Origin of the sequence: Cyanobium sp. BA5m-21, assembly GCF_024346235.1 — a bacterium.
Classification (GTDB): Bacteria; Cyanobacteriota; Cyanobacteriia; order PCC-6307; family Cyanobiaceae; genus Cyanobium_A; species Cyanobium_A usitatum.
Map to the genome: position 1 here is coordinate 99,513 of NZ_JAGQCO010000003.1, position 11,585 is coordinate 111,097.

The 11,585-nt window shown below is 67.9% G+C and carries 16 protein-coding genes; 9 read left to right on the plus strand and 7 right to left on the minus strand.

Features of this window, described 5'->3' with window-relative positions:
• Position 1 precedes the first annotated feature (1 nt).
• Positions 2-1,210 carry an alpha/beta hydrolase gene (locus KBY72_RS01900; RefSeq protein WP_254992976.1) on the plus strand — a complete coding sequence of 403 codons (1,209 nt, stop codon included), beginning with the start codon at positions 2-4 and terminating at the stop codon, positions 1,208-1,210.
• Positions 1,211-1,214: 4 nt separating this feature from the next.
• Here the strand turns inward: KBY72_RS01900 and KBY72_RS01905 are convergent, their stop codons facing one another.
• Positions 1,215-1,697 carry a hypothetical protein gene (locus tag KBY72_RS01905; RefSeq protein WP_254931206.1) on the minus strand — a complete coding sequence of 161 codons (483 nt, stop codon included), beginning with the start codon at positions 1,695-1,697 and terminating at the stop codon, positions 1,215-1,217.
• A gap of 99 nt (positions 1,698-1,796) precedes the next feature.
• On the opposite strand from KBY72_RS01905, the gene moaC reads away from it, so the two are divergent.
• The gene (moaC, locus tag KBY72_RS01910; RefSeq protein ID WP_254931207.1) at positions 1,797-2,282 is read left to right on the plus strand and encodes a cyclic pyranopterin monophosphate synthase MoaC; all 486 of its coding nucleotides are present in this window, start codon (positions 1,797-1,799) and stop codon (positions 2,280-2,282) included.
• The gene (locus KBY72_RS01915; protein ID WP_254931215.1) at positions 2,275-3,522 is read left to right on the plus strand and encodes a molybdopterin molybdotransferase MoeA; all 1,248 of its coding nucleotides are present in this window, start codon (positions 2,275-2,277) and stop codon (positions 3,520-3,522) included. Before moaC ends, KBY72_RS01915 begins: the two co-directional genes overlap by 8 nt.
• 28 nt (positions 3,523-3,550) lie before the next feature.
• Here KBY72_RS01915 and KBY72_RS01920 read toward each other — a convergent pair whose 3' ends face one another.
• The 3 genes from KBY72_RS01920 to KBY72_RS01930 form a co-directional block, all read right to left on the minus strand.
• Positions 3,551-3,832 (minus strand): hypothetical protein, encoded by a 282-nt coding sequence (locus tag KBY72_RS01920; RefSeq protein WP_254931208.1) that lies wholly within the window; start codon positions 3,830-3,832, stop codon positions 3,551-3,553.
• 93 nt (positions 3,833-3,925) lie between these two features.
• A complete protein-coding gene (locus KBY72_RS01925) occupies positions 3,926-4,414 on the minus strand; it encodes a molybdopterin synthase catalytic subunit (protein WP_254931209.1) in 489 nt (162 codons plus the stop codon).
• On the minus strand, positions 4,377-4,661 hold the full coding sequence (locus KBY72_RS01930; RefSeq protein WP_254931210.1) for a MoaD/ThiS family protein: 285 nt from the start codon (positions 4,659-4,661) through the stop codon (positions 4,377-4,379). Before KBY72_RS01930 ends, KBY72_RS01925 begins: the two co-directional genes overlap by 38 nt.
• Positions 4,662-4,750: 89 nt before the next feature.
• Here KBY72_RS01930 and moaB point away from each other — a divergent pair, with 89 nt between their 5' ends.
• Both moaB and KBY72_RS01940 read left to right on the plus strand, forming a co-directional pair.
• A complete protein-coding gene (gene moaB, locus KBY72_RS01935) occupies positions 4,751-5,251 on the plus strand; it encodes a molybdenum cofactor biosynthesis protein B (RefSeq protein WP_254931211.1) in 501 nt (166 codons plus the stop codon).
• Positions 5,252-5,348: 97 nt separating this feature from the next.
• Positions 5,349-5,564 carry a hypothetical protein gene (locus KBY72_RS01940; protein ID WP_254992977.1) on the plus strand — a complete coding sequence of 72 codons (216 nt, stop codon included), beginning with the start codon at positions 5,349-5,351 and terminating at the stop codon, positions 5,562-5,564.
• 18 nt (positions 5,565-5,582) lie between these two features.
• Here KBY72_RS01940 and KBY72_RS01945 read toward each other — a convergent pair whose 3' ends face one another.
• Entirely contained in the window at positions 5,583-6,668 is a 1,086-nt protein-coding gene (locus KBY72_RS01945) for a GTP 3',8-cyclase MoaA (protein WP_254961780.1), read from the minus strand.
• A gap of 135 nt (positions 6,669-6,803) precedes the next feature.
• Here KBY72_RS01945 and KBY72_RS01950 point away from each other — a divergent pair, with 135 nt between their 5' ends.
• Genes KBY72_RS01950 through KBY72_RS01965 form a run of 4 tightly spaced genes read left to right on the plus strand, consistent with a single transcriptional unit; the run spans position 6,804 to position 10,695 of the window.
• The gene (locus tag KBY72_RS01950; protein ID WP_254992978.1) at positions 6,804-9,110 is read left to right on the plus strand and encodes an FdhF/YdeP family oxidoreductase; all 2,307 of its coding nucleotides are present in this window, start codon (positions 6,804-6,806) and stop codon (positions 9,108-9,110) included.
• Positions 9,111-9,137: 27 nt separating this feature from the next.
• Complete coding sequence (locus KBY72_RS01955; protein ID WP_254992979.1) at positions 9,138-9,884, plus strand: sulfite exporter TauE/SafE family protein; 747 nt, start codon at positions 9,138-9,140, stop codon at positions 9,882-9,884.
• A gap of 21 nt (positions 9,885-9,905) precedes the next feature.
• On the plus strand, positions 9,906-10,325 hold the full coding sequence (locus tag KBY72_RS01960; protein WP_254931612.1) for a nucleotidyltransferase family protein: 420 nt from the start codon (positions 9,906-9,908) through the stop codon (positions 10,323-10,325).
• Positions 10,312-10,695 (plus strand): HEPN domain-containing protein, encoded by a 384-nt coding sequence (locus tag KBY72_RS01965; RefSeq protein ID WP_254931613.1) that lies wholly within the window; start codon positions 10,312-10,314, stop codon positions 10,693-10,695. Before KBY72_RS01960 ends, KBY72_RS01965 begins: the two co-directional genes overlap by 14 nt.
• A 25-nt stretch (positions 10,696-10,720) precedes the next feature.
• Here KBY72_RS01965 and KBY72_RS01970 read toward each other — a convergent pair whose 3' ends face one another.
• Together KBY72_RS01970 and KBY72_RS01975 are read right to left on the minus strand one after the other, a co-directional pair.
• Positions 10,721-11,323: a molybdenum cofactor guanylyltransferase gene (locus KBY72_RS01970; RefSeq protein ID WP_254931614.1), complete on the minus strand. Its 603-nt coding sequence runs from the start codon at positions 11,321-11,323 to the stop codon at positions 10,721-10,723.
• Positions 11,320-11,585, minus strand: a 266-nt coding sequence (locus KBY72_RS01975; RefSeq protein ID WP_254992982.1) for a nitrate reductase associated protein, incomplete at its 5' end; no start/stop codon positions are given. The genes KBY72_RS01975 and KBY72_RS01970, both read right to left, overlap by 4 nt.

The window sequence follows — 11,585 nt, forward strand, 5'->3', positions numbered from 1 at the left end:
GATGGAGCCTGGCCAGGGGACGGCGCTGCCACTCCATCCCGACTGCACTGCCCTGTTGCAACGCCTGGAGCGCGCTGGCGTCAGGCCGGTCTCCGAGCTCTCTCCCCAGGCTGCCCGGCGCCTGGGCATGCGCCTCTACGACCTGGAACGACAGCAAGGTGAATCCTCCCTGTTGCGCCAGCTGATCCGGTTCAAAGGCGCCACCATCCCGCAACTGGCCGAGGCCATGGGACGCAGCGAGGCGGAACTGGACCATCTGCTCGATCGCCTCTACCTGGCGGGCTCAGTGCTGCGTCAGGAACGGCAGCCAGGCGTGGTCACCTGGAGCACCCGCCTCAGCCAGCAGCGCCGCACTCTGCAGGATCGAGCCCTGATCGACCGGTTGGGTGACCCCGGCCAGCCCAACCCAAGGGCGCAGGCGCGATCGGATCGCCTCACCACCGAGAACCTATACCTGGGCGGCAAGCTGCGGGCCCGCCTCTACTTGCCACCCGGCTGCGGCTCCGGGCTGCTACCGGTGGTGCTATTCGCCCATGGCGGCGGCTGGGTGATCGGCAGCATCGAAACACATGACAGCCTCTGCCGCACCCTGTGCGAGCAGTCGGGCTGTGCTTTTGTGAGCGTGGACTATCGCCTGGCGCCGGAACACCCCTGGCCCGCGGCCGCCGACGATGTGGAGTGTGCCCTGCACTGGCTGGTAAGCCATGGGAGTGATCTGGGCCTGGATATCAACCGCCTGGGGGTGATGGGGGATTCCGCCGGCGGCAACCTGGCCCTGGTGGCCGCGATGGCCGCCCGCTCGGCAGGCCTCTGCAAGCCGCGAGCGCTGGTGCTGGCCTGCGCCACCCTGGATCCTTCCCTGGGGCTGCCCTCCTATCGCGACCTGGCCGAAGCCCCCTTCCTCTCGGCGGCCGACATGCGCTGGTATGTCTCCCATTACCAGCCCGATCCCGGCCACTGGCGCGGCTCGCCCTTGGTGGGCGACCTACGCGATCTGCCGCCCTCTCTAGTGATCGCCGCCAGCCACGATCCAGCCCGTGATGACAGTGAGGTGTTCAGCGAACGGCTCGATGCGGCCGGAGGTCAGGTGACCCTGCAGCGCTACGAAGGCATGTTCCACGACTTCATCCTGTTCAGTGGTGCCATCGCCGCAGGCCAGGAGGCCTGCGCCGCCATCGCCAGGATGCTGAGAGAGCAGCTGCAGCCCTAGGCGCTCAGGGAGCCTTGATCTGTGGACAGGGGTTGGGGCCGAACATGCCGCTCAGTTTCTGGCTGCCCATCGCATAGATCTGCTGGGCCTGGGCCGGGTTGCCCTGGGCGCCCTGCAGCTTGCTCGCAAACTCCTGGCACGCCTGAGCCTGCTGGGGATTGGCGGGCTTCGCGGTGACTGGTGCGGTGACTGTTGAGGTGACTGGTGCAGGTGCCGGGGCAGCTGGAGCAGCTGCGGTGGGTGCAGGGATGTCGCCACAGGGGTTTTCGCCGAAGGTTTCAACCAGCTTCAGCACTCCCTGCTGATACACCAGTTGGGCCTGCTGGGGATTGCCGGATGCGGCCTGGAGTTTGCCGGCGAATTCCTGGCAGGCCTTGCGTTCCTGGGCGCGGCGCAGCAGTGGGCCGGCCTGGGCGTTGGGTGGCGCCAGGGGGGCGAGGCCGGCGGCCAGAAGCAGCAGGACCGGGATGGTGCGGCGAGCGGTCATCGCGAGGGGGAAGCGACCCTCACGTTATGGGAGAAGGTGGGGACGTTTGGCGTCGGGCAATCCATGCTTGGGCCTGGCGCTCGGTTTGAGGACTAGGAGATGTCTGCACCCCAGTTGAGCCACCTCAATGCCGCCGGCGAGGTGCACATGGTGGAGGTTGGCGATCGGCCCGCCACCGCCCGCCAGGCCACGGCTGAGGGGTTCATCCAGATGGCCCCCGAAGTACTGGCCTTGGTGCTGGAGGGCCGGGCCCCCAAGGGCGATGTGCTGGCGGTGGCGCGGGTGGCAGCGATCCAGGCGGCCAAACGCACCTGGGAACTGATTCCGCTCTGCCACCCGATTGCCCTCAGCGGCGTGAGCGTGGAGCTGGAGCCGGCCACCGATGGCAGTGGCCTGCGGCTGCGCGCCATCGCCCGCACCACCGGTCCCACCGGAGTGGAGATGGAGGCGCTCACGGCCGTGCAGGTGGGCCTGCTCACCCTCTACGACATGCTCAAGAGCGCCGATCCCGCCATGACCATCGGTCCGGTGCGGCTGCTGGCCAAAAGTGGCGGCCGCAGCGGGGATTGGCAACGGCATGAGTGAGCCCTTCGGCCCGGAGGGCCTGCCCCTCGACCAGGCCCGGGCCCAGATCCTGGAGTCGCTGCAGCCCCTGGGGCGCTGCGAGGCGTTGCCGCTGGCGGCCTGTCTGGGCCGCATCACCGCTGAACGGGTGCTGGCGGCGGCAGCCGTGCCGGGTTTCCGGGCTTCGATCATGGATGGCTACGCCATTGCCGGATCCGAGCAGCCGCTGGTGGGTGCCCGCTGGCGCCTGCGGGGCACTTCGGCCGCCGGTGCCCCCTATGGCTCGGCCGTGGCAGCGGGTGAGGCGGTGCGCATCCTCACCGGCGCCGTGGTGCCCGCGGGCAGCGCTCGGGTGCTGCCCCAAGAGCTGGTGCAACCGCTGGAGCTGCCCCAAGGTCCCAGCCTGGAGCTGGTGCGCCCGGCCGGTCCTAACCCCTGGATCCGCGGGCCAGAGGAGGAGGCTGCCGTCGGGCAGGAGTTGGTGGCGGTGGGCTGCCGGCTGGGGGCTGCCGAGCTGGGCAGGCTGGCCAGCTGCGGTGTGCAGCAGCTCACGGTGACCAAGCGGCCGCGGCTGGGTTTGTTGATCAGTGGTGATGAATTGCTCAGTCCCGGATTGCTTCGGGGCCCTGGCCAGATCTGGGAGAGCAATTCGGTCCTGCTTGCCGCTTTGCTGGAGCAGCTGGGTTATGGGGTGACGCAGCAGCGGTTGGTAGCCGATCAGCCCGAGCCCCTGCGCCAGGCCCTGCGGGAGCTGGCGGCCGGCTGCGATGTGGTGGTAAGCACCGGCGGCGTCTCCGCTGGCGACAGCGACTGGATCCGCCAATTGGTGGGGGAGCTGGGGGAGGTGAGCTTCTGGAAGCTGTTCCTCAAGCCGGGGCGCCCCTTTGCCTGGGGAGAGGTGGCAGGCGTGCCCTTTTTTGGGTTGCCGGGTAATCCGGTGGCGGCGGCGATCACGGCTCTGCAGTTGCTCTGGCCGGCGCTGCAGCGGTTGGAGGGTGGCGCGATCCAGGTGCTCCCCCGTCTGCGGGTGCGGCTGGATCAGGAGCTGCGGCGCGGGGCGGGGCGGCCGGAGCTGGCCCGCGCCCAGCTGGTGGTGGCGGCAGATGGGGGCTTGCTGGCCCGGGTGGAGGGCTCCCAGGCCTCCTCCCGCATCGGCTCGCTGCAGGGGGCCGATCTGCTGCTGGAGATCCCGGCGGAGCTGGGCAATCTTGAGGCGGGAACGCAGCTCTGGGCCCAGCTGCTGCGGTTGCCGATCTTCTGAGCCGCGTGCCGGCCGCGGCCCCAACTGCTCAGCTGGCAGGCAGCACGGAGTAGTGATCCACCACCAGCCCCTTGCGTTGTTCCGGGCGACCTTCCATGCCCCCTGGAAGATCGATCTGGGGCAACAGGGTGGCTTCAGCCCAGCTGTCGTATTGCGCCTGCCCTTCCCAAAGGGAGACGATCATCAAGCCCCCTTCCACCTCCGCCACCGTGCGCAGCAGCTGGGCTTGAGGTTGCTCCTTGCCCTCCAGCTGGGCCAGTTCCACTTGGAATTGCTCCAGCGTCGCTCCGGGCCAAAAATTCGCCACCATGTGCACGGCCAGCTCTCCAAGTTTTTATGCCCATGAATGTGGCACAGATAGCTGGGGTCTGCTGAGTCGCGGACTTCTTCCTGGGTCCGAGCTTCATAGGGGCGTATTGCCCGTGATCCAGCTACCCACCCCCTGGCTCCATTCCCGTTTCCAGAAGGGGGCTTCGTGCTTGAGGGCCTCAAGCAGCTCTTGGCAGCAGCGCTGGGCCGGGCCGCGGCGATCGGCCGCTACCGCCACCAGCACGATTGCGTCTCCCGGCAACACCAGACCGATCCGATGTCTCACCAGCACTGCAGTCGCCCCGTGCCGGCCCGCGGCGGCGGCTGACAGGGAGGCGATGCAGGCCTCGGTCATGCCGGGGTAGTGCTCCAGCTCCAAAGCTTCCAGGGGCTCTCCGGTGGCATCGCAGCCCCGAACCCTGCCGATGAACTGGCTTTCGGCCGCCGGCATGCCGCCAGGCAAAAGGGCTAGCTGCGCCTGCCACTCGGCCAGGACCGACAGCGGCTCGAACGGCACCGTTTCCAGCTGGATTGCCAACATCGCGTTAGCCACCACTGATTGGCGGCAGGAAGGCCAGCTCATCGCCAGCGAACAGGCTTGAGTCCCAGGCGGCGAACTGCTGATTGATTGCTACCCGCACGCCGGCGGGGGGATAGGCGGGCTGCAGGTTTAGCTGCCGCCAGAGCTGTTCAGGTGTTGTGCCAGCAGGGTTGGCTTCCCCAGCGGCTGGGGCTAGCTCGACCAGTTGCTCGCTCCAGCCCATCGCTTCTCGCAAGCCGGCGAAAAGGCGTACCTGCACTTGCGATGCCGGATCGGTGGAGACGGCCATGGCTTGCAGCAGCAGGGTTGGGGCTAAGTGATCGCTAGGGAGCTCCTAGCTACGCCGCCCAGAATGCCCCAAACGCCTGAGCCCTGCCCGTGAGCCTCGCCATCGCCCTGCTCACGGTGTCGGACACGCGCACATTGGCTGAGGACTGCAGCGGTGATGCCCTGCAGCAGCGCTTAGAGGCGGCCGGTCACCGGCTGGTGGAGCGCCTGCTGGTGCCGGACGACCGCTACCAGATCCGTGCCGCCATCAGTAGCTGGATTGCTGATCCTGCTGTGCAGGTGGTGATCAGCTCTGGCGGCACCGGGCTCACCGGCCGCGATGGCACCCCGGAGGCGGTGGCACCCCTGCTCGATAAGACGATCGATGGTTTTGGTGAGTTATTTCGGGTGCTCTCCTTTGAAACGATTGGCACCAGCAGCCTGCAGAGCCGCTGCCTGGCGGGGGTGGCTAATGGCACCGTGATTTTTGTGCTGCCGGGTTCCCTCGATGCGGTGCAGACAGCCTGGGACCGGCTGATTGCTGCCCAGCTCAATGCAGATACCCGCCCTTGCAATTTGGTGCAGCTGCTGCCGCGGTTGCGGGAGGTATGAGCCTTGTCATTACATGTCAGACAAGACGGGTGTTTTTGCTCACCTCTTAACTGAATAAGGCTTCCTAGCCTGGGTGCAGATAGTTGAGGAAAGTGAGATGACTACCTGCCAAGCGCAATCTACGGCTGCTCTGCACGATCTCAAAGAGCTGGCGCGGCGCGATCCTGCATTTACTGCCGCTTTGCTGACCACCCGGTCTACCCAGGAGGCCGCTGAGTTGGCAGCCGCCAACCACATCACTGTGACTCCTGAGGCCCTATGGCGCCATCGGGGCACTTTCATGGCTGGAGGTATGCCCACTTGGCGAGGCTGATGCTGTTTGGTTATCCATTCAGCCCCCTAGGTAGGCCATCTCGGCGTGTGTGCTGTTGGCAGATTTTGCAGTGTTGCGCTCTTCGCTATAGCGGTCGCTTCGTTGATTCCAGAGGGCGGCCATGGCTAGCTCGAGTTCTGCGGCGTCTGACTCCTCCTTCAGCCATGGTTTGAGATCCAAGCCGCTGCCCGGGGCGGCAAAAAGGCAGGAGTACGCGACGCCATCTGCGGTAACCCGCAGACGGTTGCAGTCTCCGCAGAAAGGTGCACTCACCGACGCCACCACGGCCAGGCTGCCGCCCCCATCCCGGTAGCGCCAGCGGCTTGCGGTGCCGTGGGCGGTGCGGCCCAGCGGCTCAAGCGGCCAGCTGCTGCCGATTTGCTCCAGCATCTCGGCGGCGCTCAGCACCGCCTCGTACTGCCAGCCGTTGCGGCTGCCCACGTCCATGAACTCAATCAGCCGCAGCTCCAGCCCCCGCTCCCGTGCCAGTGCCGCCAGGGGCAGCACCTGATCGTCGTTGGCGCCGCGCTGGATCACAGCGTTGAGCTTGAGGGCGCCGCGGGCGGGATCAAAGCCGGCGGCGCGGGCGTGCTCGATCGCAGCCAGCACCGTCGCCATGGCCCGTTCACCTGCGGCGGTATCGGCCAGGCCAGCCATGCGGGCAACCGACCTAGCCGTGGTGCCATCGAGGCTGAGGGTGATCCGGTCGAGGCCGGCGGCGCGTAGCTGCTGGGCTCGCTCAGCGGTTAGTAAAAGGCCATTGCTGGTGAGAGCGATCTCCCCCAGGCCGGGACGCTCCGGGTGTGTGGCGCGCAGGGGCTGCACAGCGGCGATCAGCTCCTCCAAGCCCCCGTGCAGCAGCGGCTCTCCGCCGGTAAGCCGCAGGCTGCGGGCTCCCAGGTTCACCGCCGCCCCGATCACCCCCAGCCGCTGCTTCAGCGTCAGCAGTCCCGGTGGCTCCTTGCCATCCGGCAGGCAGTAGGGGCAGGCCAGGTTGCAGCGGGCCGTGAGCGACAGCCGCAGCACCCCAAGTGGCCGGCCCAGTCGGTCGTTTGGGGGGACGCGGCTGGCTACGGTTTTGGGATGGTTAGTGGCGCTGGCCATGGCCGCAACGCTATAGCTACAGCCCCACTTACCACTCGGGGTTTCGGGCGCTGCTTGCTGCGTTGGCTGGGCTGCGATTCATAAAGAGCGACCTTGCCATACCCCTAGGCTCTGAAAAACACCGGCATAGCAGCCATGGCGCCTGAGCAATCTGGTTCGCCAGCCGCTTTCCAGTCAAAGGCATCGTCTGAGCCACCGGACCCAGAAGACGCCGCCAGCGGGGGCGGCTGGCCCCTGATCGACGGCTGGGCCCGCGCCACCCTCTCACCAACGGGGTTGCGGCTTTGGCAGACCCTCAACCACAAAAGCGCCTGCCTGAGTTGCGCCTGGGGCACGGGCGGCCAGAACGGTGGCTTTCGCGATGAACTGGGTGAGCGGCTGCAGCGCTGCCTCAAGAGTGTGGAGGCGATCGGAGCGGAACTGCAGTCCGCGGTGCCAGAGGAGGTGTTTGCCGGCCGCAGCCTGGCCGAGCTGCAGCAGCTGAGCTCCGCCGAATGCGACCAGCTGGGCCGGCTCGATCGACCCCTGATCCAGCGAGCCGGTAGCGACCACTACCAGCCGATCAGCTGGGAAGAAGTGCAAGACATCAGCGCTGCGGCCTTCGCTAGGCCGTCGCCGGAGCGGGTTGCTTCCTACAGCTCCGGGCGCTCCTCCAATGAGGCCGCCTTCCTGCTGCAACTGCTGCTGCGAGCTCTCGGCTCCAACAATCTGGCCGACTGCTCCGACCTCTGCCACGCCCCCTCCAGCATCGGCCTAGGCCGGGTGTTTGGCAGCGGCACCTCGATGGTGAGCCTCGAGAGCCTCCAGCAAGCCGATGGCGTGGTGTTGGTGGGGTCCAATGCGCCGGCCAACCACCCGCGGCTGATGAACGAGTTGATCCGGCTGCGGGAGCGCGGCGGCACGGTGATCGTGATCAATCCGGTGCTTGAGGCGGGGCTGCTCAAGTTCGGCTCGCCCGCCTTCCCGATCCGCTCGATGCTCGGCGGCGGCAGCGAGATCGCCTCCCTGTTCCTGCAGCCGATTCCCGGCTCCGACACCGCCGTGTTTCTGGGGCTGCAGAAGGCCCTGCTGGAGCGTGGCGCCATCGCCCTCGACTTTGTGAAGGCCCATGCCGATGGTTGGCAGGCCCTGATCGAGCAGATCGAGACCACCAGCTGGGAGGCGATCACGGGCTGTTGCGGCCTCAGCCGCGAGGAGCTGGACCACACCGCTGCCAGGCTGGCTGCGTGCAAGGCGGTGGTGTTCGCCTGGGCGATGGGCATCACCCACCACGCCAACGGCACCGCCAACGTGCAGGCGATTGCCAATACGGCCGTGCTCACGGGCAACGTGGCCCGGCCGGGGGCGGGCACGATGCCTATCCGCGGCCACTCCAACGTGCAGGGCTTCGGCTCGATGGGGGTGACGGTGAATCTGCGCGAGCCGATGCGGCTGGCGATCGAGCAGCTGCTCGGCCGGCCCCTCAGCCCCACCCGGGGCTACGACACCCGCGCCCTGATCGAGGCGGCCGCTGCAGGCGCCGTCGATTCCCTGCTCTGTCTGGGCGGCAACCTGTACGGCGCCAATCCCGACAGCCGCCAGGCCCAGGCCGCCCTCGGCCGCATAGACACGATTATCTACCTGGCCACCAAGCCCAACACCGGCCACTTCCACGGCCTGGCGGCGCGCCAGACCCTGCTGCTGCCGGTGTTCAACCGTTTCGAAACCCCCCACCGCACCACGGTGGAATCGGGCAATAACTGGGTGCGGCTCAATGAGCCCGGCAGCACCCACCTGGGCAGCGGCCAGCTGATCAGCGAGGTGGAGTTCCTGGCCGAGCTGGCCCACCGCCTGCACGGCACCGAGCCGATCGACTGGCGGCGGCTGCAGGATCCCGTCTATGTGCGCGAGCTGATCGCCCGCACCGTGCCCGGTTATGCCGCCATCGCCGAGATCGACGCCAGCAAGAAGGAATTCGAGGTGGCTGGCCGGGTGTTCCAGGGGCCCCGTTTCGCTACCGCCACTGGCCGGGCCCAGCTGGCGGTCACGCCGCTGCCCGAGCTCGGATTGCCGGATGCGGATCATTTCGGCGGGCTGGCCCCCGGCGAGCAGGGACTGGTACTGAACCTGATCACCGCCCGCAGTTACGGCCAGCACAACACGGTGGTCTACAAGCAGGGCGACAGCTATCGGGGCATGCCGCACCGCCAGACGATCCTGGTCAACCCGGAGGATCTGGCTGGCTGTGGTCTGAGGGCCCACGAGCGGGTGACCGTGCAGGGCGAAGCGGGCCAGCTCGACGGGATCGAGCTGATCCCCGGCTCGGTGCGGCGTGGTGCGGCGCTGATGTTCTATCCGGAGGCCAACGTGCTGATGCGGGCGGTGAGCGATCCCGAGAGCGGCACGCCGGCTTTCAAGCGGGTGCCCGTGCTGGTGCGCGGCAGAGGGCTGATTGTGGCTTGAGGGTGTGGTGAAGCTGCGGAGCTGGCTGTGACCCTCTGGCTGCCGCCGCTCCTGGCCCTGGTGGCCTTTCTCTATGCCGCCGTGGGCCATGCTGGCGCCTCCGGCTATATCGCCGTCCTGGCTCTGGCAGGTCTGCCGGCGGAGCAGATCAAGCCGCTTGCCTTAATCCTGAACACCGCGGTGGCGGCCCAGGGCAGCTGGCAGTTCTGGCGAGCCGGCCACCTGCGCTGGCGGCTGTTCTGGCCGGTGTTGCTGGCCGGCCTGCCGATGGCCTTTCTGGGGGGGTGGCTAGATCTGCCCACGCTCTGGTTTCAGCGGTTGGTCGCACTGGTGCTGCTGGCCTCGGCCCTGCGCTTTCTCCGCCAGCCCGGCGATCCCGAGCGCTTGACGCAACCGCCGTTGATTCTGCTGGTGACTAGCGGTGCCGGGCTGGGGCTGCTGGTCGGCTTCACCTGTACCGGCGGCGGCGTGTTTCTCACGCCCCTGCTGTTGTGTTGCAGCTGGGCCTCCACCCGCCAGGCGGCAGCGGTGTCGTCGCTGTTCATCTTCGGCAACTCGATCAGCGGCCTTGCCGGCCTGCTGCTGGCCCGCCAGTCATCTGGGGCCCTGCTGCCGTCCCTGCCGTCCCAGCTGGGCTGGATGTTGCGGATGGTGCTGCTGGCCGGTGCGGTGGGTTCGCGGCTGGGTAGCCGCCACTTGCCGGTGGCTTGGATCCGTCGCTGTCTGGCCTTGGTGCTGCTGGCCGCCGCGAAGCTCCTGGGTTTCGCGGGCTGATGTTGGCGGTAGCGTTCAAGCATGGTCGCCTCCGCTGCCGAGCGTTTCACGCCGCCCACCATCCCCTGGCGTCAGTCCCTGGCGCTGGAGCCTGCTCCTGAGCTGGGTCCGGGGTTGGATCCCCTGAGGTCTGGGGAAGCCTTGGTGCGTCTGTGCGCCGAACCCGATGTGCAGGCGGTGATCGCGTTTGGTTCCCGGGCCAGGGGTGAGGCGCGCCCTGACTCAGATCTGGATCTGGCGGTGATCGTGGGCCAGCCCCAGCTCACGCCGGCCGAGAAGCTGGCCTGCTGGAAGCGCTTCAACCGAGCGCTGGGTCGGCAGGGAGTAGCTGTCGACCTAGTGGTGGCGGGCAGCGCTGATGCCGAGCGCCTGAGCGGCTCCCGTTGGCATGTGTTCGGCGATGTGGCTCGTGAGGGCCGGGTGCTGTATGTCGCCCGCTGAAGACGCCTTGCTGCTCCTGGCGATTGTGCGCCGCCATCTGCGCAGCCTGGGGCTGACCCTTGACCCTGCCTATCCCGACGAGGACTGGGGCTTCACCGCCCAGCAGGTGGTGGAGAAACTGCTCAAGGCCTGGATCGTGCTGGCCGATCGCCAGCCGCCCCGGGTCCATGACCTCGAAGATTTGGTTGCTCTGGCTGGTCAGCAGCTTGATCCCCTGCTGCTGGAGCTGCAGGTGTTTGCGGTGGAGGCCCGCTACGAGCAGGGACCCTTCCCGCTGCCGGCATCGCGGCAGGAGCTGCTGGCACTGGTCGAGGCGGAGCTGGAGCGTTGTGAGCGCGTGGTGGAGGCGGTGGGGGAGTCGGCCGGCTGACTTGGCTTAGGCCAACTGACTTGGCTTAGGCCAACTGACCAAGCTCAGGCCGGTTCACATTGCGGATGGCACGGGGATTAAGCGCCACCGCCTGGTAGGGCAGCGTCGCCAGCCAGCTCTGCAGGCGCCGTTCGCCCCGCTGCACCGCCAAGGCCAGGTGGACCCGGATCGGGGCACTGCTCGGATAGAGGCCCAGCAACGGTTGCAGCCGCTCACCGTCGTGGGCCAGCTGGAGCCTGGTCGGGCTCCCTGTTGCTGCGCCCGCCAGCAGGGCTTGTAGGGCGGCCAGGCTGAGATCCGGCATGTCCACTGGGCAGAGCAGTAGCTGCTCGTTTTGGTGATGCTGCATCAGCCGGTGTAGGGCCAGCAGCGGCCCCTCCCAGGGCGGCGGTTCGGCCAGGGCCGTCATCGGTGCGCCCGGGGCGAGCTCGAGGGCCAGCTCTTCCGCCAGCTCCAGGTGCGCCCCATGGCGGCTCAGCAGGGTGATCGGGGCGTCCAGCTGGGCCAGCAGTCGCAGCGTGCGCTCCAGCCAGCTGCCGCCCTCGGGGTGACTCAGCAGCGCCTTGTCGCGGCCCATGCGCCGGCTTTCGCCACCGCTGAGCAGGCAGCAGCGCAGGGGCGGGTTCACACCAGCAGCCCAAACTCCGCCAGGGCCCGCGGCAGGTTGCGGTGCTCGTGGCCGGGGTGGCTGAGCTTCACCAGGGCGAAGCGCTGCAGTTCGGTGAGCTCCGCCCAGCCGCCGCTGCGCAGCTCAAGGTTCAGCTGGGTGCAGGCGGCGGCCAGCACTTCGGGCAGCTGGTCGGCCTGCTGCCAGGGCTCAGCGTCGGGTCGGGGTAGGTCCTTGGCCTGGCCGGCGCTGAGGGCGCTGGTGCGCGCCTGCAGGTGCTGGC

Excerpts from the sequence above, each read along its gene's own strand:
- KBY72_RS01900 (WP_254992976.1), top strand. The coding sequence starts at position 2 with ATGGAGCCTGGCCAGGGGACGGCGCTGCCACTCCATCCCGACTGCACT.
- KBY72_RS01905 (WP_254931206.1), bottom strand. The coding sequence starts at position 1,697 with ATGACCGCTCGCCGCACCATCCCGGTCCTGCTGCTTCTGGCCGCCGGC.
- moaC (WP_254931207.1), top strand. The coding sequence starts at position 1,797 with ATGTCTGCACCCCAGTTGAGCCACCTCAATGCCGCCGGCGAGGTGCAC.
- KBY72_RS01915 (WP_254931215.1), top strand. The coding sequence starts at position 2,275 with ATGAGTGAGCCCTTCGGCCCGGAGGGCCTGCCCCTCGACCAGGCCCGG.
- KBY72_RS01920 (WP_254931208.1), bottom strand. The coding sequence starts at position 3,832 with ATGGTGGCGAATTTTTGGCCCGGAGCGACGCTGGAGCAATTCCAAGTG.
- KBY72_RS01925 (WP_254931209.1), bottom strand. The coding sequence starts at position 4,414 with ATGAGCTGGCCTTCCTGCCGCCAATCAGTGGTGGCTAACGCGATGTTG.
- KBY72_RS01930 (WP_254931210.1), bottom strand. The coding sequence starts at position 4,661 with ATGGCCGTCTCCACCGATCCGGCATCGCAAGTGCAGGTACGCCTTTTC.
- KBY72_RS01940 (WP_254992977.1), top strand. The coding sequence starts at position 5,349 with ATGACTACCTGCCAAGCGCAATCTACGGCTGCTCTGCACGATCTCAAA.
- KBY72_RS01945 (WP_254961780.1), bottom strand. The coding sequence starts at position 6,668 with ATGGCCAGCGCCACTAACCATCCCAAAACCGTAGCCAGCCGCGTCCCC.
- KBY72_RS01950 (WP_254992978.1), top strand. The coding sequence starts at position 6,804 with ATGGCGCCTGAGCAATCTGGTTCGCCAGCCGCTTTCCAGTCAAAGGCA.
- KBY72_RS01960 (WP_254931612.1), top strand. The coding sequence starts at position 9,906 with ATGGTCGCCTCCGCTGCCGAGCGTTTCACGCCGCCCACCATCCCCTGG.
- KBY72_RS01965 (WP_254931613.1), top strand. The coding sequence starts at position 10,312 with ATGTCGCCCGCTGAAGACGCCTTGCTGCTCCTGGCGATTGTGCGCCGC.